The sequence below is a fragment of the Actinokineospora sp. NPDC004072 genome (assembly GCF_053604195.1).
In genome coordinates this window covers 414,570-438,606 of the sequence record NZ_JBSGHB010000002.1, presented here as the reverse complement: position 1 = coordinate 438,606, position 24,037 = coordinate 414,570, and the positions used below count along the sequence as shown (strand labels likewise).

The following is a 24,037-nucleotide window of genomic DNA, read 5'->3' as shown; positions in this document are numbered from 1 at the left end:
CATGGACGACCGGGTTGAGTTCGCGGTGCCTGCGGTGCGCGAGGTTCCCGACGAGGTGCGCGACCGGGTGGCGGCGCGGGTGCTGGCCATCCCGCAGGAGAGGAAGGGCCGCGGCCTCGCGGTGCTGGGCGCGGCGGCCGCGGCGGCGGGCCTGCTGGTCGGCGCGGTCGGGATGTGGGGCGGCGGGGACCAGGGCGGGGAGGTGATCGGTGCGGCTGGCCAGGGCGGGGCGCCGATGCGCGCCCTCGGCATCTCCCCGGAGGCGCCGCTCGACGCCTCCCGGGCTGCGGCGAGCCTCGACCGCTGCTGGGCGGCCGCGACCGGGCTCGGGGCGTCGGTCCCTCCCCGCGACGAGTGGTCGGCGGTGTTCCAGGTGACCAACGAGCTGGTCACGGTGACCGCCGTGCGCGCCGCCGGCACGCCGCTGGTCTGCGAGCTCACCGCGGCCGCGGTGAGCCTGTCCGACCCCGCCCTGACCCCGGCGTACGTCGAGGGCTCGCGCACCGCAGCCCTGTTGACCACGCCCAACGGCACCGTCGCCGGGCTCCTTGACGCGACGTGGGCCGGGGCGCGGGTGGCGACCACCGCGCCCAGCAGGGACCGCTACGAAGCCGAGGTCGTCCACAAGGACGGCATCTTCGCCTTCCTGTCGCCGATCGCACCGGACAAGGTCGCGGCGACCACGATCCGCCCCAACGGCGGCGGCGCGGAGCGCGTGCTGCCCAAGGCCGGGGCACCACTGGTCGACGCCGGGCCGTCGATGGACCGCTCATCGGAGCGCGAGCGGCTCCTTCGGGCGTGCATCGAGCAGGCCAAGGACCACCGCGCCGTGCCCGACGCCGCGTCTTGGACGCCCGGGGCGACGGCAGCGGGAGCGGACGGCTCCAGGGTGGTGATCGCCACCCACGGCAACGGTGTCGGCGCCTGCTTCCGGCAGGGGGAACGCGCCGACTTCATCGCCCTCGCCGCCTTGCCGCCTGCCGGTGGTGCCGGGGTCAAGGTCGCGCCCATCGTCCCCGTGGTGGGCGGTCAGCGGCTGATCGCGGGCACGACCAGCCGCGAGGCCGTCCGGATGGAGGTCGAACTGCCTGACGGCGACGTGGTGGAGGCCGATGCCGCCAACGGCACCTTCGCGCTTCTCCTGCCCGCGGCCGCAGATGTCACCAGCCTTGTCTGCCGTGTGTACGCCGCAGACGGGTCGACCATCTACCAGGGCCCGTTGAGGTGAAGCGGCGCGCTCACCTGAGCCCGGCCTGAACCGACCGGGGCGTGAGCCCCCCGGTCAGTACGACACGCACCAGCGGTTGTCTTTGCGGGCGAGGGAGAGTGCGGTTGTCGTGCCGCCGTAGAGCAGGAGCTCGGCGGTGGCTGTCTCCCCCGACACCTGCACGGTGGTGACTTTCGTGGCCTCGTTCGGCAGGTTGGGTTCGAGGCCGCCGAAGGCGGGGAACAGTGCGCCTGCGTCGGTGCCGTCGCAGGTCAGGCTGGTTGCCGCGGTCTCGTTGTTGGTGTCGAGCGCGGCGGCGTACTGCTCGGCGACGGATCGCGTGTCCGCTTCGTCGTCGCGGGCGGGCGTTGGCTGCTCGCCACCGGCGGTCGTCGCCGGAGCGCTGTCGGGGGAGATTCCCAGCTCGGTTGCCGCGTCGCCGCAGCCTGCGAGCAGCAACGCCGCCGCGCCCACCACCATCAGCCGGCGCACGTCCACGAATCGCACACGCACACCGTAGATCATCGACGGGTTCGGGAGGTGCTTACCTACGAGGTTGCGCCGACCAGCGGATCGGGTGCTGCCTGCTGGTCCACAATCGTGCTCCCGCGGCTCGTGAGCCGGGCTCAGCAGCGGCTACCTCCACCGCTGGAAGTTCCCGCCGTTGCAGCGCAGGGTGTAGACGTTGCCGCTGGTGTTGCTGTCCAGGCAGAACCCCGTCGCCACGTTGCGGAACTCGCCGCCGCTGATCGACCACCGCTGGAAGTTCCCGCCATTGCAGCCGAGCGTGTAGACGTTGCCATTGGTGTTGCTGTCCAGGCACAAGCCGGTGGCGACGTTGCGGACTTCGCCGAAGTTGATGTTCCACTGCTGGAAGTTCCCACCGTTGCAGCCCAGAGTGTAGACGTTGCCGCTGGTATTGCTATCCAGGCAGAATCCCGTTGCGACGTTCCTCAACTGCTGGGAGAGCACGGATTCACCCTGCTCAGCTGCGGCGACCGGGCCGAGGCCGAGCAGGAGCAGGCCGGTGCCGAGGGAAGCGGTGACGGTGCGTAGAGACATGGCAGTCTCCTCTCAAAGGATGGGCCTAGCGTCCTGGTTGGACCAGCCCCAAGCCATTGTCAGGCGCACCCCCGCCCGTGGCGATCCCCCATCCCGGGAGGCGGGGCACTCGATAGAGCGGATGGGCGGAACTGCACGTGAGCGGCGCTTGAAGGCGGCTTCTGCCCAGTCGAACGGGACATGCTCGCGCCCGATCTCTCGGCAGTCCACTGTGGATCTCAGTAAATGCTTCAACGCGCCTCTGTTCGGCGGTCAGGAGGGGTCGGCTGCTCTGGCTGCCTGCTCGATTGGGCGTGGCGGGTTTGCCAGTAGGTGGCGTCTTGGCCGCGGCGGGACATGGCTTCAAGGGGCATCTCGACTTGGCCGTCCAACTGCTCTCGGAGGTGTCGGCGTGGCCTGCGTGGCGGGTGGTTTCGGTGAGCAGGTGGACGAGGACGTTGAACAGCATGACGTTGGGGCGGGGCCACCAGGGGACGTGGCCGGGGGCGTCGATGGGGAGGGTGGTGATCGTCTCGTCGGAGTGGGCGCAGGCTTGGCGGTAGCGGGTGGTGATCTCCTCGCGGGTTTCGTGCTCGGTGGCCCACAGGTCGGCGCCGCGTTGGGTGAGGTCGTCCCAGCGGGGGATGGGGGTGGGGAAGGGGCGGTTGAAGACCTCGCCGAAGTACCGGGCCTCGGCGAGCGCCAGGTGCTTGACCAGGCCGAGGAGGTTGGTTCCGGTCGGGGTCAGGGGGCGGCGGATGTCGTACTCGGAGAGGCCGTCGAGCTTGCGGAGCATCACCTCGCGGACCTCCCGGAGGTCGTTGTGCAGGTATTCCTTGGCGAAGTCATCGATCACGGGTGCGAGCATGCACCACCAGCCCGGCGTTCACGGAAGGCCACGCCATGCCAGTGCTTCGGGGACCGCTCGCCCACCGCGACTTCCGCGTGTTCCTCCTCGGCAGGGTCATCTCGGTCGCCGGGAGTTCGATGGCTCCGGCAGCGATACCGAGCCGGTCGCGCTGGCGGTGGTGCTGGCGGCGAAACATCACGCCCCAGGCGATCCTGGCGATCGTCGGCGGGGTGCCGTTGGTGCCGCCAGAGGACTTGCAGTAGGGGAACGCCTGGTCCGGCTGCCGGTAAACGCCTTCAAGGTCGGCGGGCCGGTCGTGGTCGGCGTTGTGATCGCCGTGGCGAGTCCGGCGTGGGCGTTGGCGTGGGATGCCGCCACCTTCTTCGCCTCGGCGGCGTTGTTCGCCCGGTTGAGGGTCGCGCGCGTGCCGAAGAAGCGGGTGACGTTTCTCCGGGACCTCGCCGACGGGTGGATGGAGTTCCGCCAGCGGCCCTGGCTGCTGGCGTTCGTCCTCCACGGGAGCGTGGTCGTCATGGCGTGGATGGCGGGCTTCCAGCTCCTCGGGCCAGTAGCGGCCGCCGATGCCTATGGGGGTGGACCGGCCTGGGGCGCGATCCAGGGCGCTTTCGCGGCGGGGCTGGTGGTCGGGTCGCTCGGCGCCTTGACGTGGAAGCCGTCCCGGCCGCTGCTGGTGTGCGTCGCCGCGAGCTTCCCCCTGGCGCTGCCCGCCCTGGCGATGGCCGCCCAGGCGCCGTTGTGGCTCGTCATCGCGGCCGCCGTGGTGGCCGGGGTCGGGATGGACATCTCGATCGTCGCGTGGAGCACCTTCGTCCAGCAGCACCTGCCCGGTGAGCTGCTTGGTCGCGTCCACTCGTACATGACGTTCGGCGAGTTGATCGCCGTGCCGCTTGGCTACCTCGTGGCGGGTTGGGTTGCGGCGGAGGTCGGGTATCGGGGGGTGCAGTGGGGAATCTCGGCGACGATCGTCGTTGCTGGATTGGTGTTGATGGCGCTGCCTGTGGTGCGGCGGGCTACTTCTCGGGTGGTTGGGGGCGTAGGCGGTGGATGACGGTTACCAGGGTGAGGGTGAGGAGCAGGAGGGCGAGCCAGATGATCCAGCGGTCGGGCCAGGGGGTGGAGGTGTGGGAGTGGGGGGTTCGGCCGCCGTCGGCGCCGGTGAGGATGACGGCGAGGAGGGCGGCGATCGTTGCTGCGGCGGCCAAGCGGCCTGCTACGCGGGCGGTGACGGGGAGGGTGCGGGGGGATCGGCGGGGGACGCGGAGGTTCAGGCGTTCGCTGGGGCGGGATGGGGAGAGGAGGCGGAGCAGGAGCAGGGCGGCTACGGGCATCTGCAGGGCCCAGACGAGGGTGCGGAAGGAGCCGTCGAACCAGACGTTGGTGCCGTAGAGGAGGGTGTGCCAGACGCTGAGGGCGTAGACGATGATGGTGAAGCGGTGCAGGGCGCGCCAGAGGCGGGAGCCGGTGGTGTGGCGCAGGTAGAAGACCAGGCCCAGGACGATCGCCAGGTAGAAGGCGATCAGGCCGAGGAAGATGGCCACGCGGCCGGTTCCCGTGGCGTAGGCGCCGGGGACGAACACCTTGAGCAGGGAGTCGCGCACCAGCTCGCCCGCGGGTTGGGCGTCGAAGTTGGTCTGGAGTTCGGCGGCGAAGAACGTGACCATGTGCAGGAACGTCAGGCCGATCGTGGTCAGGCTCGTGGTCCGGTGCCACTTCTCGACGCGGGCCGCGGACAGCCAGCGCCACGGTGGGCGCGGGCCCGACCTGAGCAGGCCGAACACGACCGCCACATACGCCCATAACAGCGCTGACCAGCCGAAAGCCTGGCACAGCCAGTACCACCAGTAGTCGGCGGCGTGCTCGAAGGGCGGCATCATCACGATGCTGGGCGAGGTGCCGTTCTCGACCCGGGCGTACAACCACCAGAAGATGGCGCCGGTGACCACCAGCCCCAAGCTCGCGTCGGGCACCGCGGCGCGCAGATCCGCCCGCAACCCTCGCCAATCGAAGGAACCGGTTCTGAGCTCGGCCATCGGCACCCCATCCCCTGAGCGACTGTCAGAGGGGATGGTCGTCCCGCAGCACCCCGGAGTTCCCGGTCACCGGCCGAGGAAGCGGCGGACCGGCGCGAGCGCGGGCCAGCGGGCGGCCAGGTGCAGGCGCAGGACGCGCAGCTCGCGGCCGACGGTGCTCATCGGGATGGCCGCGGCCTCGGCGAGCACGGGCGTGGCGATGGCGACCGCGGCCTCGGGCTGACCGGCGCAGGCGTAGCAGTCGGCCAGGCGCAGGGCCAGCAGGACGGCGGCCGGGCGCAGGTGGGCGGGCACGACGGCGATGGCGTGCTCGGTGGCGGCGATCGCGGCGCGGGCGGGGCGGGGGTCGGCGGTGGCCGCGGCGACGTCGCGCAGGGCGGCGCCGATGCCGGACTCGACGTGCACGTCGGTCAGCCAGGGCGCTTCCCGCTCGTCGTCGGCGGTGGCGCGGTCGAGGTGGCGGCGGGCGGCGGTGATGTCAGCGCTGGTCGCGCGCGGGTCGCCGAGGATGCCGTGGCCGCGGGCGCGGTAGAGGTGCGCGAGCGCGGAGGTCCACGCCCGGTCGGGGGCGATGGCGGGCAGCGCGTCGGCGTAGGCCACCGCGCTGCGGCCGTCGTCCTCCAGCCGGGCCAGGGAGCTCATGTCGCACAGCAGCGCGGCGCGCAGCCCGGCGTCGTCGCACCGGGTCGCCCAGTTGAGGGCCTTGCCGTACCAGGCCATCGCCGCGCCGTGCTGGCCCGACAGCGTGCGCAGCTGGCCTGCGAGGGCGGCGTAGCGGGCGGCGAGGTGGAACAGCGCGGGCCGGGCCGCGGGGGCGGGCGTCAGCGCGCGGACGATCAGGTGCAGGACGGCCTCGACGGCGGCGTCGATGCCGACCGGCCCGTGCTCGTCGCCGATGCGCGCGTACACGGCCAGCTCGGCGGCGAGGACGTGGATGACGTCGCCGCCGGTGTCGCCCGCGGCGAACGCGGCGCGGACCGCCACCGCCGCGTCGGCAGGCGGGACGGCGCAGCCGTCGTCGCCGTGCAGCGGGCAGGTCAGCCCGTGGTGCGGCAGGCGGGCGGGCCAGTGCGCGGGCTCCCAGGCCACGCCGACCACACCGGGATCACCGGGCAGCGGCACGACCGCGACCCCGGCGTGGAGCCGGGCCAGCCGCCCGTCCGCGCCCACGACCGCGTCGATGCGCTGGACGAGCTCGGCCGGGGGCTGCCGCTCCCCCGACTCCCACCGGCTGACCACGCTGTGGTGGTAGCCCAGCTCGGCGGCCAGCCGGGCCTGGGACAGGCCCGCGAGCGTGCGCCAGTGCTTGAGCGCGCCGCCGAATCCGCTGGTGTCGATGTCCGGCCTCCCGTCCTCGGGCGCGACCGTAGCGGGCAGCCCGCCCGGCCGGAAGGCACGGCCGGGCGGGCTCCCGGTCAGGGGGCGTCGTAGCCGACGGTGTAGGCGCCGGTGCCGCTGTAGGAGTGGACCCGGTAGCGGTAGTAGCCCGCCGTGCCCGTGTAGGTCAGCTCCTCATCCGGGCCGGGCGAGGTGGAGCTGGCGACGGTCGACCAGGCGTATCCCGTCCACTTCTGCAGGTACAGGTCGAAGTCCGCGCCCGCGGGGCCGTCGAGGCACCCGACGTGGGCGCCCGGCACCGCGGTGTGGAAGTAGCCGCCGTCCGGTTGGTAGGCGTTGCCACCGGTCGCCAGGCTGCCGGTCTTGACCGTCTCGCGGCCCGCGCAGCCGGTGGGCGGCGTGGTGCCGTTGACGGTCAGGGTGAAGGTGGCGGTGCGGGTCGCGTCGGTGCCGACGCCGTTGACGGTGACCGGGTACGTGCCCGCCGGGGTGGCCGCGGTGGTGCGGATCGCCAGCGTGGAGGACCCGCCCGAGGTCACCGACTCGGGGGTGAACTCCGCGGTCGCGCCGTCGGGAAGCCCCTTGGCCGCCAGGGCGACGGTCTGCGGGTCACCGGAGACGGTGCTGGTCGACACGGTGGCCGTCACCGCGCCGCCCGGGTCGGTCGCGCCGGACTCGGGCGAGACCGACACCGCGAAGTCGTCCTCGGCCGGGGCGCCCGCGTCGACGTGGAGCAGCTTGTTCGGCGAGCCCGCGCGGGGGTCGGTGACCACGCCGGAGGTGGCGTCGGCGACCATCGCGTCGCGCACCTGCTGCGGGGTGTACCCCGGGTGGGCGGCGGTGATCAGCGCCGCGACGCCCGCCACGTGCGGGGAGGCCATCGAGGTGCCGCTGGCGGTGGAGGTGGCGTCGTCGGCGGTCCACCACGTCGACGTGATGCCCACGCCGGGCGCGAACAGGTCCAGGCAGCTTCCGTAGTTGGAGAAGGACGCGCGCTTGTCGGCGCGGTCGGTGGCGCCGGTGGTGATCGCGTCCGGGGTGCTGGCGGGGGACTTGGTGCAGGCGTCGGCGTTGTCGTTGGCCGCGGCCACCGCGAAGGTGACGCCGTCGCGGATGGCGGCGGTGACCGCGTCGTTGAGCGCTTGGTACTTGCCGCCGCCGATGCTCATGTTGGCCACCGCGGGCTCGCCCGGGTCGTGGTCGGCGGCCACCCAGTCGATGCCCGCGATGATGTCGCTCCACTGGCCCGAGCCCTGGCAGTTCATGATCCGCACGGCGACCAGCGTCGCGCCCTTGGCGATGCCGTGGGCCGCGCCGCCGACCGTGCCCGCCACGTGCGTGCCGTGGCCGTGGCAGTCGCTGCTGTCATCGTCGTCGTCCACGGTGTCGCGCCCGTGCACCGCGCGACCGCCGAAGTCGTTGTGCGACACGCGCACGCCGGTGTCGAGGATGTAGACCCGCACGCCTGCCCCGTTGGTGGGGTAGGTGTAGGAGTTGTCGAGGGGCAGGGCGCGCTGGTCGACGCGATCCAGGCCCCACGACGGGGTCGGGGACTGGGTGTCGAGCAGCTGCGCGGTGTGGTCCTGTTCGACGTAGGCGACCGAGGGGTGCGCGGCCAGCCGCCGCGCCGCCGCCTCGGGCAGCGACACGGCGAACCCGCGCAGCGCGTCCCGGTAGGTGTGGGTGACGGTGCCGCCGTACGCCTCGGCCCGCGCTTCGACGGCCGCGACCGCGTTGTCCTTGAGGACGACGATGTAGGAGTCGGGGACGGCGGTCGGGCCGCCAGCCGACCGGATCTCGCCGGTGGCGTGCGCGGTGGCGGGCGCCAGCGCCAGCGGCAGCGCGGCGATCGCGGCCGCGATCACGGCGCGCCGGATGTTGTCGTGCATCGGTTCTCCTCACTCGACCCGCCCGCTGGGAGGGGCTGCTGGCGCGCCCGAGGCAGGGTGGTCGAGCGCGCCGACCGCGCCGGGGCGCGGGTGGGCGAACCGTCGCAGCCGCGCCGAAGGGCGGGCAACGTCGCGCAAGGAACCGGCAAACGACGGCCCGGAACCCTCACCGGGCGTGACCACCTGGCCCGCCTGCCCTCGACGTCGCGTCACGGCCGCAGGCAAACCGCGGCAAGGAACGGATGCAGGTGGCGCAGCCTCGCGCTCAGGCAATGCGGGCCAAGGCACCGAACTCCAGCCCCACCCACCACGATGTCGCGTCACGGCCGCAGGCAAACCGCGGCAAGGAACGGATGCAGGTGGCGCAGCCTCGCGCTCAGGAGACGCGGGCCAAGGCACCGAACTCCAGCCCCACCCACCACGATGTCGCGTCACCGCGGCAAGCAACCGCGGCAAGGCACGAATGCAGGTGGCGCAGCCTCGCGCTCAGGAGACGCGGGCCAAGCACCGAACTCCAGCCCCGTCCACCACGATGTCGCGTCACCGCGGCAGGCAAACCGCGGCAAGGCACGGACGCAGGTGGCGCAGCCTCGCGCTCAGGCAATGCGGGCCAAGGCGCCGAACTCCAGTGCCGTCCACACCGCACCGTCCGGGCCTGTGGCGATGCCGTGCGGTTCGGAGCCGGGGGTGGGCAGGTCGTAGCCGGTGATCGCGCCGTCCGCGGTGATGGAGCCGACGCGGTTGCCGCCCCACTCGGTGAACCACAGCAGGCCGTCCGCGCCCGCGGTGATGGCGTGCGGGCGGCCTGCGCGGTCGGGCAGCGGGAACTCCCGCACCCGCCCGTCGACGTCGATCCGGCCGACCAGGCCCGCGGCGATCGCCACGAACCAGAGGGCGTCGTCGGGGCCTGCGGTGATCCCGACGGGCGCGGCGCCCGGGGTGGGCAGCGGGTGGACGGCCACCGCGCCGTCGACGGTGATCCGGCCGATGGCGTTGGCCTGGTTCATGGTGAACCACAGCGCGCCGTCCGGTCCCGCGGTGATGGCCGACGGGAACGCGCCAGGGAGCGGGAAGGCGGTGACCTGCCCGTCGGTGGTGATGCGGCCGATGCGGTCGGCGGCGGTCTCGGTGAACCACAGCGCGCCGTCGGGGCCCGCGGTGATGCCGAACGGGCCGTCGCCCACGGGGAACTCCGCGATCGCGCCGCCGGTGGTGATCCGCCCGATGCGGTTGCCGCGGTACTCGGTGAACCAGAGGGCCCCATCGGGTCCGGTGGTGATCACGGTCGGGCCGCATCCCGGGTCGAGACGGTGGTACTCGGGCTCGGCGCCGGGGATCAGGCGCCCGATCGCTCCACTGTGGACGAGGGTGAACCACAGCGCCGCGTCCGGCCCGGTGGTGAGGGCGTACGGGCCGCCCGGCTCGACGGGGAACTCCTCGATCACGAGTTCGCCGCCAGACCCGCGGCGATGCGCTCGATCTCGGCCGGGTCGCCGGTCATGATCGTGCGCACGTGCTCGGTGACGGCCTCGACCGGCCAGTCCCACCACGCGGCCCGCAGCAGCCGCTCGACGTCGGCGTCGGCGTAGCGCTGCCGGATGGGCCGGGCGGGGTTGCCGCCGACGACCGCGTACGGCGGCACGTCGGCGGTGACGACCGCGCCCGCGGCGATGATCGCGCCGTCGCCGATGCGCACGCCGGGCAGCACCGTGGACTGGTAGCCGAACCACACGTCGTTGCCCACGACCGTGTCGCCCCGGCTGGGCATGCCGGTCACGACGTCGAGCGTGCGCTGCGCCCACTCGCCGCCGAACATGGTGAACGGGTAGGTCGACACGCCCATCGTCGGGTGCTCCGCGCCTGCCATGAGGAACCGCGTCCCGGCGGCGATCGCGCAGAACTTGCCGATGACCAGGCGTTCGGGGCCGTAGGCGTAGAGCACGTTGCGCTGCTCGAACGCGGTCGCGCCGTCCGGGTCGTCGTAGTAGGTGTACTCGCCGACCTCGATGGCGGGCGAGGTGATCAGCGGTTTGAGGAACACGACCCGGTCATGCGCTGGCAAGGGGTGCAGGGTCGCGGGGTCCGGTGTCAACTGTCCACTCCTGGTGTCGGGAAGGCGTGCTTCGAGCACCACGCTAGGGGTCGGCGCGCGATGCGGAATCCGTCACGCCCCGGTACTTGGGCGGGGGTCGTGCGGGGTCGGTTAAGTACTGTCGGGCCGTGTTGCGCGGTCGGGGTGCGGAGATATCGGTCATCGATGGGCTGCTGGCGGGCTGCCGGGCGGGCCGCAGCGGGTGCCTGCTCATCACCGGGGAGCCCGGCATCGGCAAGACCGCCCTGCTGGAGCACGCCGCGGCGGCCGAGGAGGTGCGGGTCGTGCGCAGCACCGGGGTCGAGTCCGAGGCGCACCTGCCCTTCGCCGGGCTGCACCTGCTGCTGCGCCCGGCCCTCGACCGGGTCGACGCCCTGCCCGGCCCGCAGGCCCGGGCCCTGCGCGGGGCCTTCGGGCTGGCCCCGGCCGAGCCCGGCGACCGGATGCTGGTCGGCCTGGCCGTCCTCTCGCTGCTGGCCGAGCACGCCGACGGCGGGCCGGTGCTGTGCCTGGTCGACGACGCCCAGTGGCTCGACCGGGCCTCCACCGAGGCGCTGCTGTTCGCCGCGCGCAGGCTCGACGCCGAGGGCGTGGCGCTGATCATCGCCGCCCGGACCGGGTTCACCGCGCCCGGGCTGCCCCACCTGGCGCTGACCGGCCTCGACGCGACCGCCGCCGCGGAGGTGCTGGCCGACCACGCCGCCGCGCTCGGCCCGGCCGACCGGCACCGGGTGCTCGCCGAGGCCCGGGGCAACCCGCTGGCCCTGCTGGAGCTGCCCGCCGCCATCGCCGAGCGCGGCCCGGTCGCCGCGGACGCGGCGCTGCCGATGACCGACGCGGTGCAGGCGGCGTTCCTCGACCAGGCGCGGCGGCTGCCCGAGGCGACCGCGCGCCTGCTGCTCGTCGCCGCCGCCGAGGACACCGGCGACCGGGCGGTCCTGCTGCGCGCCGCCGCGCGGCTCGGCTGCGGCCCGGCCGACCTGGTGCCCGCCGAGGCCGCCGGGCTGATCCGGGTGGACGCCCGCACCGTGCGCTTCCGCCACCCGCTCGTGCGCTCGGCGGTGTACCAGGCCGCGCCGGTCAGCCTGCGGCTGGTGGTGCACACCGCGCTGGCCGAGGCGCTGGACCGGCCCGAGGACGCCGACCGGCGGGCGTGGCACCGCGCCGCGGTGGCCGGTGGGCCGGACGAGGCGGTGGCCGCGGAGCTGGAGGGCACGGCCCAGCGGGCCGCCACGCGCAGCGGGTACGCCGCGGCGGCCGCGGCCTACGAGCGCGCCGCCCGGCTGAGCCCGTCGGCCGAGGACCGCGCGCGCAGGCTGGTCCTGGCCGCCGAGGCCGCCGCCGAGGAGGGGGACGTCGAGCGCATGGCCGACCTCGCCGGGCTGGCGCGCCCGGCCGACCCGGCCACCGCGGTCCGCGCCATCCGGGTGCGCGCGGCGGCGGCGTTCCACCGCGGCTCGCTGCGCACGGCCCGCGCGCTGCTGACCGAGGCCGCCGCGCTCACCCCGGACCCGGCGCGGGCGGCGGGCATCCTGCTCGACGCCGTGCACGCCGCCTGGTACATCGGCGAGGGCGAGACCGCCGAGAGCGCCGACCGGCTCGACGCGCTCCCGCTGCCGCCGCAGGACCCGCTCACGCCCGTCGCCCGGCTGCTGACCTGGGCCGTGCGCTCGGCGATCGGCCGGGGCGAGCCGGACCCGCAGACCCGCGCCGAGCGGGTCGATGCCGCCCGGCGCGGCGGGTACGGCGGCCCGCACGAGACGATCCTGGTCGCGGCCACCAGCCTGCAGGTCGCCGGGCAGGACGGCGAGGCGCGCGCGGTGGCGGGGGCGCTGCTGGCCCGGTGCCGCGAGCAGGGGTGGATCGGCCGGACGCCGCCGGTGCTGGCCTGCGCCGCCCGGTCGTCGGCCTTCCTCGGCAGGCACGCCGAGGCCGCCGACGAGGCGGGCGAGGCGCTGCGGATCGCGCGCGAGCTGGGGCACCGGCAGTGGATCGCCGAGACCAGCGGCGTGCTGGCCTACCTCGCCGCGGTGTCCGGCGACGAGCGGGCCTGCCACGACCTCGCCGACGACGCGCTCGCCGCGCCGGAGCCGGACGCGCCGCCCGCGGGCCTGTCCTGGGCGCAGTGGGCGCTGGCCCTGCTCGACCTGGGCCACGGCCGGTGGGAGTCGGCCCTGGCCCGGCTGTCCGCCCCGCACGGCGGCCCGGTCCGGCACCAGCTGCCCGGCGTCCGCAGCGTCCCCGACCTGGTGGAGGCGGCCGTGCGGCTGGGCAGGCCGGAGGCGGCCGCCGAGCCGCTAGCCCGCCTCGACGGCTGGGCACGGACGGCCGGCCAGCCGTGGATCGAGGCGCTCGTGCTGCGCTGCCGGGCGCTGCTCGCCGCTGACGACGACGCGGCGGAGCTGTACCGGGCCGCGCTGGCCCTGCACCCCGGCGACCGGCCGTTCGACCGGGCGCGGACCGCGCTCCTGCACGGCGAGTGGCTGCGCCGCTCCCGCCGCAGGTCCGAGGCCAGGACGCAGCTGCGGGCGGCGTTCGAGGACTTCCGCAGGCTCGACGCGGCCCCGTGGGCCCGCCGCGCCCGCGCCGAGCTGGACGCGACCGGGACGGCCGTGCCCGAGCCCGGCGCCGGGGCGCTGGCCGCCCTCACCCCGCAGGAGCGCACGATCGTCCGCCTCGCCGCGCGCGGGCTGTCCAACCGCGACATCGCCGCGCAGCTGTTCCTCAGCCCGCGGACGGTCGGCTACCACCTCTACAAGGCGTACCCGAAGCTCGGCGTGAGCGCGCGGACCGAACTGGCCGCCCTGACCGGGTGACGGCGGCCCCCGGTCGTCCGGCGTGCAACGAAATGGACACGCCGGACAACCCCGCTGTAGGCCGGGAGGCACAATCGGCCCATCATCCGATCGGAGGAACGGTTGAGCTGGATGGTGTGGGCCGGCGGGCTGGTCGTGCTGCTGATCGCCGGGTTCTGGGCCGTGTACGGCCCCGCCCGACGGGCAGGCGCGCTGCGCGCGCGGACGGCGTGGTCGGCGGCGCGGGCCGCGGTCGAGGCCGCCGCGATCAGCCGGGACGCCTGTCCGGTCGAGGTGGGCGAGGCCGACGAGCTGCTGCGGCGGGCGGAGCTGATCACCGCGGCGCGCGGCGGGCACCGGGCGGCCGAGGAGGCCGAGCGGTGCGCGCGGGCAGCGGACCGGATGTGGCGGAGGGCTGCGGGTGAGTAGAGCGGTTTCGGTGGCGCGGTGGGTCCTGCTCGGCGCGGCGGTGGTCCTCCTGCTGGTGTTCATCGCGGCCCAGCGGAGCGGGGACTTCGACGTCAGCTACGGGCGGTCGCCGTCGTCGGGCAAGGGCGTGGGCTCGCCGAGCGGCCCGGCCGTCGAGCTGCCGTCGAAGGACGAGCTGGCGGCGATGCTGCGGCGCGACCCGGTGGTGCGCCTGCCCGGCTCGGTCGCCCAGTGGGACGCGGCGCGCGTCGGCGAGGTGCTCGGCGACCTGCGCATCCTGGTCACCCCGCCCGGGCTGACCGAGGAGCAGGACGAGCTCATCCGCGAGGTGGAGGAGGCCGACATCCGGGTGGTCGGGACCTCGGTCAGCGGGGGCATCTACCAGGCCGTCAGCAACGACCAGGCGGGCTGGCGCGACCAGTTCACCACCGGCGACGTCACCGGGCAGATCGCCCTGCTGGCCGCCAAGCTGCGCGAGCTGCCGGACCCCGCCGACGACCCGAACGAGGTCGACTGGCGCGAGCCGACCGCGGCCGAGGTCGACGCGGTGGCCGCCGACCTGCGCGCCAAGGGCTTCCACGCCGCGCCCGGCTCGACGCTCACCGCGCTGCCCGCCAACAGCGACGGGGCGCTGGTGGCCGCGTTCCCGCAGCAGGGCCTGGACAAGCCGGTGCCCCGGTACGGGGCCGCGCTCACGGGGCTGTTCCCCGACCGGCCGGTCCTGGTGGCCTACGGCAACTGGGTCGAGTACCACGGCCCGCACGCCGACGAGGTGACCGAGGTGGCCTCCGGCAGCTTCTACGCCCAGTCCGGCGACCTGCTGAGCAAGCGCGACTACCCGCAGGACAACGTGCTGCGCGCCTACCTCGACCGGCTCGCCGACGTGCGCTACTCGGGCCTGTTCGACCGGCCGCTCCCCTACCAGCCGTTCGACCCGCTGCGGGTGGCGCTGCCCGCGCTGCCCTGGCTGTTCGCGGCGTGCGTCCTGGCCTTCCTCGTGCTCACCGTCCGGGCGCGGCCCCGCCCGGCGACCACGCCCACCGGCCTGGTGGCGCGCATCGCCGGGCTGACCACGCTGGCGATCGAGATGTCGGCGCTGTCCCGGCACCCCGCGCTGGTGCGGGCGATCACCCACCTCCAGGCCGCGCGCGGCGCGCTGGACGACAACCTGCCCGAGCGCCACGTCCGCAAGCTGCTCGCCGACGCCGAGCGCGAGCTGGAGACCGCGGCGCGCAAGCTCGGCCGCGCCGACTACCGGCCCGGCGTCTACCTCGCCGGGGGGATCTCGTGAAGCGGACCGCCACGTTCGTCAAGTCCCCGTTCGGGGTGGCCGTGCTGGGCTGCCTCGCGCTGGTGTGCTGGGCGCTGGCCAGCGGCGGCGCCTTCGACAGCGCGCTGGCCGCCCAGGCCCGCACGTCCTCGATCGCCGCGGCCCCCGGCGTCGAGCTGGACGAGCCCGCCGCCGAGCGGATCATCGGCAACCGCAAGCTGGTCGTGGTGTTCCTCGAACCCGGGGCCGACCTGCGGGAGGGGTGCGACGACGTCGGCTCGGCCGCGGACGGGATGCTGGTGCTCCTGCTCAGCCGCGCCGACGACGAGTACGACACCTACGGCTGCGCCCAGTTCCCCGGCGGCGACGACGAGAACTTCGGCAAGAGCTTCGTCGCCGAGGCCCGCATCAGCAGCGGCATCGACGAGTTCGCCGACGCGCCGCTGACCGCGCTCAAGATCATCGCGGTGAACTACGACCTGCTGGTGAAGGCGGGCATCGTCCCCGACGGCCCGCGCACGATCAGCCCGCCGCTGCCCCGCTACCTGATCGCGGCCGCCGCCGTGGCCGCGACCCTGGCGGGCGCGGCCCTGGCCTACCTCGCCGCCCGCCGCGCAGGCCGCCTCGCCGCCGAGCACCGCGACGAACGCCAGCGCCAGGCCGACGACCGCGCCACCCTCAACGCCGAAGCCGCCACCCTCGCCCAGCGCATCATCGCCATCGACACCGCGGGCGGCCCCCACACCCCGACATCCCGACGCGCATTCCGCGAACTCGCCTCCGACTACGCCAAGCTGGCCGCCGACATCGCCACCACCGAAGGCCCACCCGACCCGATCCTGCTCACCCGCGTCCGGGAGATGACGGCCCGGGCGGGCGAGCTGGCGTAACAGGAAGGCGCACACGCCAAGCGCCTGGGACGGCCACTCCGGCGGCAACCGGCCAAGTCCGCCCGGCGCACCAGCCGCGACGCCCGCACCGACAACTGCCAGTGGCTTCACCCCGTCGCTTGATTGGGGGACTCCGCTAGCGACGGCGCCCGCACGGAGAGGAGCCTCGGGGGCGCGACGGAACCTCGGGAGGCACCCATGGAAGACCACTTCGGCCTGCAGCTGTACGCCGTGCAGGAAGACGGCAAACCCGGCATCGGCCTGCGCAACGACTCCGCCGAGGACTTCGTCCTCGGCGCAGGCCAATCCATCACCCTCCAAGCCGACGACGACCTCCTGCAGAAGATCAAGCCGCCCGCAGGCGGCATCGGAATCAACCTCAACATGCAGGAGGACTAGACCACCACCACCGGCCCCGGTCATCTGCGACCGGGGCCGGTCTGCGCACCGGGGTTGCCCGCACAGGGCCGCGGTGAGGGTCAGGCGCCGCGACCGCGAATTGGTCGGTAACAGTTGGGGGTGCTCGGCCGACACTCCCGCTGAACCTGATCATGAAAGGAACACCTTGATGCGCAAAGGGACTGCCGCGGTCACCGTGGCCGTCATGTCCGCCGTTCTCGGGCTCGCCGGTGCGACCGCCGCGAATGCTGCTGGTGGGGTTGTTGTCTGGAACGCCCAGTACGACTCGCCGGGGGCTGATCGGGGTGGCAATGCGAGTCTGAACGGGGAGTACATCGCGCTGAAGAACACCTCGGGCAGCGCCAAGACCATCACCGGGTGGACGCTGCGGGACAAGCAGAACCACGTCTACAAGTTCCCGGCGACCACGATCGGGGCGGGCAAGTACCTCTACGTCCGCACCGGCAAGGGCACCAACAACGCGACCACGCGCTACTGGGGCAAGACCTGGTACGTCTGGAACAACGACGGTGACACCGCCTACCTCCGCAACGCAGCGGGGACGACCGTCTCCACGTGCAGCTGGGGCCGGGGCGGCACGGTCAAGCACTGCCGCTGAGGTGACACGCGCGCGGGGGGAGGCGAGCAGCCTCCCCCCGCGTCGCGGAGCGGAACGTCAGGCCTGCGGGTCGGCCATCAGGACGACGCGGTCGGACACCGGGTCGAAGCCGAGGACCGGGTGCTCCAGGCAACCCATTTCGGAGGTCATGACCACCGGCTTGCCCACCGCGCGACCGATCTCGGTGAGGAACGCGCAGAGGACGTCGACCCCGCCCTGCCCCTGGAGTTCGCGCAGATCGATGTCGAAGTCGATCATCGAGGGGTGCATGAGCCGGAAGATCGCGAGCAGGCGTGGCACGGGCCAGACCTTCAGGGCCACGGCGTCGTCGCCTCTCTGGCGGGCGAGCACGGCCGGGGCGGCGGACAGCGGCAGCACCTCGTCGCCCTGGTGGAGCTCGCACCGCCAGCCCCGCGCCTCGATCAGGTCGAACACGGTGTGCCAGTCCTGCGCCGAGGTGTCCTGGACGTACACGTCCGGCAGGGCGCCCATCGAGTACGGGTCGAAGAAGGGCTTGACCTCGTCCCAGCGGAGATCCGACATGCGGTGATCATGGCGGGCGGGAAAGCCGGGCGCAGCTCGATTTCCGGCTCGGGTGACCGTCCGATCTCCTAGAGCGACAACGCATCCGCGTGGCGGTGGTCACGCCCGGGCGTCACGCAGAGGGCCTTGCGCGGTCGCGGTGCGTGGGGGAATCCGGTGTCCGCTCCTGCGCCGTTCGTCCACAGTGGTGGAAATGCGCAGCTGTCCTGGGAAAGACACCGGCAGTTTCCTGAGCGTTCCTCAACTGGTTGGTGGGGCTTGCGAGCGTCGGCGGTGCAGTACCCCGAGCAAAGGAGCACTCCCCAGCATGTCTCCCCAGCAGCCGAACCGCAGAGCCGTGCGCGCTGCGCTGGCCGTCGCCGTCATCGGGTCGGTGATGGCGGGTTCGTTCGCCGTCGCGCTCCCGGCAGCGGCCGACACGCCGAACGTCAGCCGGGTGATCCTCACCCCGACGCAGACGCCGTTCGACTCGCAGAGCTTCACCTGGCGCAGCACCGACCACGGTGGCGGCGTCGTCCAGCTGCGCGCCGCGGGCGGCGAGGTGGTGCAGATCGCGGCGACCGCGGTCGACACCAGCAGCCTCAACGGCGTCGACTACACCCACTACTCGGCCACCGCCACCGGGCTGAGCGCCGACACCGCGTACGAGTACCGCGTCGGTTCCGGTGACCAGTGGAGCAAGTGGCGGTCGTTCCGGTCCGCGGCCAAGGGCGCCAAGCCCTTCGAGTTCATCTACTACGGCGACGCCCAGATCGGCCTGGACTCCACCTGGCCCGCCGTCGTCGCCGCCGCCAACGCCAAGGCGCCCAACTCCGCGGGCAGCGTGCACGCGGGCGACCTGATCGACACCAGCAACCAGGTCCAGTGGACCAGCTGGTTCAACGGCATGGGCGAGAGCGCCGCCACCACGCAGGTGCTGGCCGCGCCCGGCAACCACGAGTACACCGGCGACGGCGCGCTGCGGAACTGGAAGATGAACTTCGAGTACCCGGCCAACCACCCGAGCCTGGCCACCATCGGCGCGCTCGCCGACCGCGCCAAGGGCGACTCCGACGCCGCCAAGCAGACCGCCGCCTACTTCGCCCACTGGGAGAACGTGGCCAAGGAGACGGTCTACTTCAGCGACTTCCAGGGCGTCCGCTTCATCACCCTCAACGCCACCCAGAACACCGGCTACCTGCGCCCGCCGTCGCTGCCCTCGTGCGCGGTGGACTGCCCGGCCCCCGGCCCGCTGTGGGTGGAGTTCCAGGCCGCGTGGCTGGACAAGGTCCTGGCCGAGAACCCCGGCAAGTGGTCGGTCGTGACCTTCCACCAGCCGGTCTACAGCACCTCGACCGGGCGCGATGAGCCGGTCCTGCGCAGCAACTGGGTGCCGGTGTTCCAGAAGCGCAACATCGACCTGGTGCTGATGGGCCACGACCACACCTACGCCCGCGGCTACAACAACAGCAACGCCACCGACACCCCGGGCGTCACCAACGGCCCGGTGTACGCGGTCAGCAACTCCGGCGCGAAGCACTACACGCTGGCCCCGGCCAACGACAACGTGTGGACCCGCAACGGCGCCACCCAGGTCCGCCGCGGCCAGGGCGTGACCACCTACCAGGTGATCTCGGTCAACGGCGACACCGTCACCTACCGCTCCTACGTGGCGGAGAAGAAGGCCGACTCGCCCGAGCCGGAGAAGGTCGGCGACCTGTTCGACTCCTTCACCATCACCAAGCGCAACGGCACCAAGTACGTCACCGAGGCGAACGTCGAGGCGCCGGTCGCCGACAACGAGCAGCGCATCAAGGTCACCGTGCCCGAGCGGGCCCCGGGCGAGCTGGTGTGGAGCATCGACGGCGGCAACGGCGTGGTCGACCTCGGCACCGCCGCGCAGAACGGCGACCACTTCGCCGCCACCGGCGCGCTGAACCCGGTGCGCGTCACCGACACCCGCTGGGACGCGCCGCAGTGGTCGCTGTCCGGCCAGGTCGGCGACTTCACCTCGGCGGGCCGCACGTTCAGCGGCAAGTACCTCGGCTGGTCGCCCTCGCTCGGGGAGAACAACGGCGGCGCGGTCGCCGGTGCGGCCGTCGCGTCCGGCTTCGTCTCCGGCAGCGGTCTGGCGGAATCGGCCACCCTCGGCAGCGCCCCGGCCGGGCACGCGGGCGGCTCGTCGGTCCTGCGGGCCGACCTCGACCTGCGCCTGCCGGTGACCGTCGCCGACGGCACCTACCGCGCGACCCTCACCCTGACCGCCCTAGGCTGACCCACCCCGGTGGGGCGGTGCACCCCGCACCGCCCCACCGACCCCTTCCCTGGAGATCCGATGTCCCGCATCCCCCGCCTGCTGCTCGCGCTCGTCATCGCCGCGCTCGCGCTGGTGCTGCCCGGCACGGCGCAGGCCGACGACCCGGTGACGTGGGGGGTGCGCCCGGCGGACAGCGCCGAGTTCGGCGCCAGCCGCCCCAACTACAGCTACGTCGCGGACCCGGGCAGCACCATCCGCGACGCCATCGCCATCACCAACCGCGGCGACCGGCCCATCACCCTGCTCGTCTACGCCGCCGACGGGTTCACCACCGCCAGCGGACAGCTCGACGTGCTGCCGCGCGGGCAGCGCTCGGTCGACCTGGGCGCGTGGGTCACCCCGGCGCGGGAGCGGGTGGAGATCCCGGCCCGGGGCGCGGTCGAGGTGCCGTTCACCATCGCGGTGCCCGCCGACGCCGAGCCCGGCGACCACAGCGGGGGCATCCTGACCTCGCTGGCGGTGGCCGAGCAGGCCGACGGGGTGACCGTGGACCGGCGGCTGGGCAGCCGCATCCACCTGCGCGTGTCCGGCGAGGCCGCGCCCGCCCTGGCGGTGGAGAACCTGGTCGTGGACTACCACGGCACGACGAACCCGTTCGGGCTCGGCTCGGCGACGGTCTCCTTCCGCGTCGCCAACACCGGCAACCTGCGGGTGAGCGCCGAGCAGCAGGTCCGCGTCGAGGGCCTGTTCGGGCTCGGCGGGCGGGAGCAGGCGCTGACCGTCCCCGAGCTGCTCCCCGGTTCGCACCTGGACTTCTCCGTCCCGGTGGCCGATGTCGCCCCGCTGCTGAGGCTGGAGGCGGCGGTCAAGCTCGTGCTGGTGGTGGAGGACAACTCGGCCACCGCCCAGCCTGCCGAGGTGACGGCGACGGCGAGCACGTGGGCCGTGCCGTGGACGCTGCTGGCCCTGCTGGTCGCCGCGGTCGGGCTGGTCGTGCTGCTGCGGGTGCGCGCCCGCAGGCGGGCCGCGGCCACCGAGCGCCGGATCGCCGAGGCGGTCGCGGAAGCGCGCGGAGGCGCCACCGCGGAGTGAGGTGCGTCCACATCGGACACGTCAGGCCCACAACACCCGCGACCACCCGATCGGGGCACAGCCCCACCATCTCGACCAGCTCCGCAATCCTTTCCACCAGGGGCTTCCCACCTCGGAAGCCCCTGCCCTGCGCACCCGCTGACCGGCACTATCTGTGAGGCAGGTCTTGTTCTGTAGCGGGCCCCGGCCCCCCGCTACCAAGATCATGTCCGGTCTGCGGCGGTCGGGCGCCGTCGTCTGCTTGGTGGGTTCTCAGGCTGTGGCAGGTCGCGCATGATGGAGGTGGGCCGCAGTGGCGGAGGTGAGGGAGGCAGCTGACCGCGGGTGTCTGGTCATCGAGGGGTACCTGGGCCGAGGAGTGGTTTCCGGTGGGTGAGGATGGTTTGCGGTCCGGTCGGGGGCGTGTCGCGGGTGAGGTTGCGGTGCTGAGGTGCTTGGGTGCGGTCAACGCGCCGTTGTCTGCGGCGCTGGTGTCGGCGATGGCGGACGAGGCGGAGGCGGAGGTCGCCGTGGTGCTCACGCAGTTGGCGCGGGTCGGGGCGGTGGAGGCGGTCGAGCCCGGCTGGTACGCCCCGCGTGCGCCCCTGCCGGTGGCGGAGCTGGAGCACGCCCGCGCCCGGCTGGTCGACCACCTGATCGACGAGGCCGACGGCGGCCAGCTGCGCGAGTGGGTGGTCGGGCGGGCGCGCGCGGTGGTCGAGGACGTGCTGTCGTGGGATCTGAGCGGGGATGCCGCAGGCCGGCTGTGCGAGCTGGTGGGCCGGTTGTGGGAGGTCACCGCGGGCCAGCCCGCGCTGCGCGACGACGGGAGCTGGCGGCGGCGGCTGGCGGGGTTCGGGGAGCGGGCCGGGCGGGCGTCGGGCAACCCGGTGCGGCTGGGGGCGCTGCTGGAGCGCGCCGGGCGGGTGTGCGCCGCGGCCGGGGACGTGGTGCTGGCCGAGTCGCAGCTGGTGCGGGCGCTGGAGGTGTGGCAGGCCGTCCACGACGAGGGCCGCACCGACCGGACGCTGCTGGAGCTGGTGGACCTGTTCAGCGCGTCGGGCCGGTGGGCGCGGGCGCTCGACGCCGCGTTCGTGCTGCTCGACGTGCACCGCGGGCGCGGGCAGGTGCTCGCCGCGGCCCGGACGTCGGCGATGATCGGGGACCTGATGCGCCGCGCCGGTCGGCCGGAGGCGGCCCTGGAGCACTGGCAGCGGGCCGATGCGGCCTTCACCGACCACGCAGGCGTGATCGACCCGCGCGAGCACGCGGACGTGCTGGTCGCCGCGGGCCGGGTGCGCTGGGAGCGCGGTGAGCACCGGCCGGGCCAGGACGCCTGGCACCGGGCGCTGGCGCTGCTGGTCGACGTCGACGAGGCCGCGGCCGAGCAGATCCGGCGGCTGCTGCGCCTGCCGCCGGGGGCCGCGCTGCCGCCCGCCTGATCGCGGATCACCGACGGCGGCACCGGGCCATGAGGAGGACACCGGTCCAGATCACGGCGCACGCGAGCAGGCGGACCAACGCGGTGCCGCTGCGGGGTCTGCGGTGGCGTCCGGTGGGCATGGGGACTCCTGGGGTCAGTGGACGACGGGATCGGTCAGGCTCATCAAGCGCAACAGCTGCGGGCTGTAATACGACTTGGCGTAGCTGCCAACGGCCTTGAGCAGGCCGTAGCCCGCGATGCGCTTGCACAGGTCGTTGGCGTAGTTGGCGCCGATCTCGTAGAGCTCGGCGATCTGGGCGTTGTTGGTGACCGGCGTGAGCACCAGGCCGGAGACGATGCGGCGGATCACGCCGGTGTCCTTGGCGGGCAGCCGCCGCAGCATCGCGTCGCGCTCCTGCTCCAGCCTGCGGATCAGCCGCAGCTCCTGGTCGCACAGCTGCTGGATGCCTGCGGCGACGAACTCGATCCACGGCTCGTAGCACCCGCTGGCCACCACCGCCCTGATCATCCGCGCGTAGTCGTCGACGTTGCGGTCGATCCACGTCGACAGCGGGAGCACCTGCGCGCTGAGCACGCCCGAGGAGGCAAGCAGAAGTCCGACGTACAGCCGGGCGATGTGGCCGTTGCCGTACTTGAACGGCCGCGTGGTCTCCCACTGGTAGAGGCCCAGCGCCGCCCGCGCCACCACCAACATGTCCGGCGCCGTCGACCACTCGTCGAACTGCGCCGCCGCTGCCTGCAACTGCGGTCCGGGCGGCGCGGCGATCAGGTACGCGCACGACGGCGGGCCGCCGCCCAGCCAGGCGTAGTCCTCCCGCCACACCTCCTCGCCGCCCACCCCCGCCCCCGCGAACTGCGCGGCGACGCGCTGCATGAGCCGCGCGTCGACCACCGCGCCCGCCGCCACCTCGGCGAAACCGGCCTCGCTGGCCCGCAGGTACCCGCTCATCTGCGCCGGGATCTCCTGCCCCGACCGGGCTTTCGGCAGCCGCGCCATCAAGACCTCGAGCAGCGCGGCCTGCACCCCGTCCAGCGACGCCGACCCCTGAACCTCCCGCACCTGCGTCGACCGCACCAGGGGTTGGCTCGACCCCGCCCCACCCAACCGCTTCGCGTCCTGGTCCAACCGCCCCAGCATCTCCTGCGCCTTGGCCAACTCCACCACCGTCGCCGCCCCGAGCGCGGGAACGGGCAGCGGGCGCGGGACGAACGCGCCCCGGGCCACCACCTCCGCCGGAACCCCCGGCAACTCCCCCACCACGGGCACATAAGTCCCCGCCGCGGAAGGCATCACGTGATTCATGGCGGCAGCCTCTAGGACACGACACGATCACCACAAACCTGGAAATTCGCATCCCCTAGATCAACTCACCCGGCCGCCCGGGCCCCGCCGCCCCCTGGCGTCCGCTGCCCGCGCCACCCGTCCGGAGCTTCCCGCAGGTCAGCCGTCGCCTCCCGGGTTCGAGGACCGTGCAAGCGCAGAACCCCACCCACCAATAAGAGAGCCCCGCCATGCGTGCTCGGTTGCCCACCCCCGCAAACTCCACCCGATCAGGAAACCCTCTTTCACCCGCTCGGGCGCATAACGCGGGAACGGCCCCACGGATCGTCCAGCAATCGTGCATCAAAAGCGTGAGGATGCACGTGCAGAATCCCACGCATCCGTTCCCGCCGAACCCGCGATCCGGCCCCGTTCTGGACGCGGCAGTACGCTGGCTGGTTGCCCTGAGACCGACGAACCCCCAGCGCCGAGCCCTCAGCGCGGGCAGCCCATGCCAGCGCGGAAGCAACTGGGTAGCGAGACAACCGACGATCTCCTGATGCGGGCGGGAGCATGCTCGCCGTGGGGGACACCGGTCCGGACAGTCGACGT

The 24,037-nt window shown here is 73.6% G+C and carries 21 protein-coding genes; 11 read left to right on the top strand and 10 right to left on the bottom strand.

Going from position 1 to position 24,037, the window contains the following annotated elements; translation table 11 throughout:
- Window position 1 precedes the first annotated feature (1 nt).
- Entirely contained in the window at window positions 2–1,228 is a 1,227-nt protein-coding gene (locus ACWEPX_RS04425) for a hypothetical protein (RefSeq protein ID WP_451895659.1), read from the top strand.
- A 54-nt stretch (window positions 1,229–1,282) separates the two neighbouring features.
- Here the strand turns inward: ACWEPX_RS04425 and ACWEPX_RS04420 are convergent, their stop codons facing one another.
- From ACWEPX_RS04420 to ACWEPX_RS04410, 3 genes are all read right to left on the bottom strand, one after another.
- Window positions 1,283–1,714, bottom strand: coding sequence for a hypothetical protein (locus ACWEPX_RS04420; protein WP_451895658.1), 432 nt, complete (start codon window positions 1,712–1,714; stop codon window positions 1,283–1,285).
- 129 nt (window positions 1,715–1,843) lie between these two features.
- Window positions 1,844–2,269: an RICIN domain-containing protein gene (locus tag ACWEPX_RS04415; protein WP_451895657.1), complete on the bottom strand. Its 426-nt coding sequence runs from the start codon at window positions 2,267–2,269 to the stop codon at window positions 1,844–1,846.
- A 25-nt stretch (window positions 2,270–2,294) separates the two neighbouring features.
- Window positions 2,295–3,104 (bottom strand): DinB family protein, encoded by an 810-nt coding sequence (locus ACWEPX_RS04410; protein WP_451895656.1) that lies wholly within the window; start codon window positions 3,102–3,104, stop codon window positions 2,295–2,297.
- A gap of 172 nt (window positions 3,105–3,276) precedes the next feature.
- On the opposite strand from ACWEPX_RS04410, the gene ACWEPX_RS04405 reads away from it, so the two are divergent.
- Window positions 3,277–4,167 (top strand): MFS transporter, encoded by an 891-nt coding sequence (locus tag ACWEPX_RS04405; protein WP_451895655.1) that lies wholly within the window; start codon window positions 3,277–3,279, stop codon window positions 4,165–4,167.
- Here the strand turns inward: ACWEPX_RS04405 and ACWEPX_RS04400 are convergent.
- From ACWEPX_RS04400 to ACWEPX_RS04380, 5 genes are all read right to left on the bottom strand, one after another.
- Complete coding sequence (locus tag ACWEPX_RS04400; RefSeq protein WP_451895654.1) at window positions 4,130–5,149, bottom strand: ferric reductase-like transmembrane domain-containing protein; 1,020 nt, start codon at window positions 5,147–5,149, stop codon at window positions 4,130–4,132. The two genes, ACWEPX_RS04405 and ACWEPX_RS04400, sit on opposite strands and share 38 nt — an antisense overlap.
- Before the next feature lie 66 nt (window positions 5,150–5,215).
- The gene (locus ACWEPX_RS04395) at window positions 5,216–6,487 is read right to left on the bottom strand and encodes a helix-turn-helix domain-containing protein (protein ID WP_451895738.1); all 1,272 of its coding nucleotides are present in this window, start codon (window positions 6,485–6,487) and stop codon (window positions 5,216–5,218) included.
- A 77-nt stretch (window positions 6,488–6,564) separates the two neighbouring features.
- Window positions 6,565–8,376: a S8 family serine peptidase gene (locus ACWEPX_RS04390; RefSeq protein WP_451895653.1), complete on the bottom strand. Its 1,812-nt coding sequence runs from the start codon at window positions 8,374–8,376 to the stop codon at window positions 6,565–6,567.
- A 596-nt stretch (window positions 8,377–8,972) separates the two neighbouring features.
- Window positions 8,973–9,821, bottom strand: coding sequence for a Vgb family protein (locus ACWEPX_RS04385; protein WP_451895652.1), 849 nt, complete (start codon window positions 9,819–9,821; stop codon window positions 8,973–8,975).
- Complete coding sequence (locus tag ACWEPX_RS04380; RefSeq protein ID WP_451895651.1) at window positions 9,818–10,468, bottom strand: CatB-related O-acetyltransferase; 651 nt, start codon at window positions 10,466–10,468, stop codon at window positions 9,818–9,820. The genes ACWEPX_RS04385 and ACWEPX_RS04380 overlap by 4 nt, the downstream gene beginning before the upstream one ends.
- Before the next feature lie 128 nt (window positions 10,469–10,596).
- Here ACWEPX_RS04380 and ACWEPX_RS04375 point away from each other — a divergent pair, with 128 nt between their 5' ends.
- From ACWEPX_RS04375 to ACWEPX_RS04350, 6 genes are all read left to right on the top strand, one after another.
- Entirely contained in the window at window positions 10,597–13,284 is a 2,688-nt protein-coding gene (locus ACWEPX_RS04375) for a helix-turn-helix transcriptional regulator (RefSeq protein ID WP_451895650.1), read from the top strand.
- Window positions 13,285–13,395: 111 nt separating this feature from the next.
- Window positions 13,396–13,692 carry a DUF6403 family protein gene (locus ACWEPX_RS04370; protein WP_451895649.1) on the top strand — a complete coding sequence of 99 codons (297 nt, stop codon included), beginning with the start codon at window positions 13,396–13,398 and terminating at the stop codon, window positions 13,690–13,692.
- Window positions 13,685–14,983, top strand: a complete 1,299-nt coding sequence (locus tag ACWEPX_RS04365) for a hypothetical protein (RefSeq protein ID WP_451895648.1) — start codon at window positions 13,685–13,687, stop codon at window positions 14,981–14,983. Before ACWEPX_RS04370 ends, ACWEPX_RS04365 begins: the two co-directional genes overlap by 8 nt.
- Window positions 14,980–15,852, top strand: coding sequence for a hypothetical protein (locus ACWEPX_RS04360; RefSeq protein ID WP_451895647.1), 873 nt, complete (start codon window positions 14,980–14,982; stop codon window positions 15,850–15,852). The genes ACWEPX_RS04365 and ACWEPX_RS04360 overlap by 4 nt, the downstream gene beginning before the upstream one ends.
- A gap of 198 nt (window positions 15,853–16,050) precedes the next feature.
- Complete coding sequence (locus tag ACWEPX_RS04355; RefSeq protein ID WP_451895646.1) at window positions 16,051–16,251, top strand: hypothetical protein; 201 nt, start codon at window positions 16,051–16,053, stop codon at window positions 16,249–16,251.
- Between the two features lie 169 nt (window positions 16,252–16,420).
- A complete protein-coding gene (locus tag ACWEPX_RS04350) occupies window positions 16,421–16,870 on the top strand; it encodes a lamin tail domain-containing protein (RefSeq protein WP_451895645.1) in 450 nt (149 codons plus the stop codon).
- Window positions 16,871–16,927: 57 nt separating this feature from the next.
- On the opposite strand, the gene ACWEPX_RS04345 is transcribed toward ACWEPX_RS04350, so the two are convergent.
- Window positions 16,928–17,413, bottom strand: coding sequence for a hypothetical protein (locus ACWEPX_RS04345; RefSeq protein WP_451895644.1), 486 nt, complete (start codon window positions 17,411–17,413; stop codon window positions 16,928–16,930).
- A gap of 307 nt (window positions 17,414–17,720) precedes the next feature.
- Between ACWEPX_RS04345 and ACWEPX_RS04340 the strand changes: the two genes are divergently transcribed.
- From ACWEPX_RS04340 to ACWEPX_RS04330, 3 genes are all read left to right on the top strand, one after another.
- Entirely contained in the window at window positions 17,721–19,667 is a 1,947-nt protein-coding gene (locus ACWEPX_RS04340) for a fibronectin type III domain-containing protein (RefSeq protein ID WP_451895643.1), read from the top strand.
- A gap of 60 nt (window positions 19,668–19,727) precedes the next feature.
- The gene (locus tag ACWEPX_RS04335; RefSeq protein ID WP_451895642.1) at window positions 19,728–20,741 is read left to right on the top strand and encodes a WxL protein peptidoglycan domain-containing protein; all 1,014 of its coding nucleotides are present in this window, start codon (window positions 19,728–19,730) and stop codon (window positions 20,739–20,741) included.
- Between the two features lie 422 nt (window positions 20,742–21,163).
- On the top strand, window positions 21,164–22,162 hold the full coding sequence (locus ACWEPX_RS04330; protein ID WP_451895641.1) for a hypothetical protein: 999 nt from the start codon (window positions 21,164–21,166) through the stop codon (window positions 22,160–22,162).
- Between the two features lie 135 nt (window positions 22,163–22,297).
- Here ACWEPX_RS04330 and ACWEPX_RS04325 read toward each other — a convergent pair whose 3' ends face one another.
- Window positions 22,298–23,455, bottom strand: a complete 1,158-nt coding sequence (locus tag ACWEPX_RS04325; RefSeq protein ID WP_451895640.1) for a Fic family protein — start codon at window positions 23,453–23,455, stop codon at window positions 22,298–22,300.
- Window positions 23,456–24,037 lie beyond the last annotated feature (582 nt).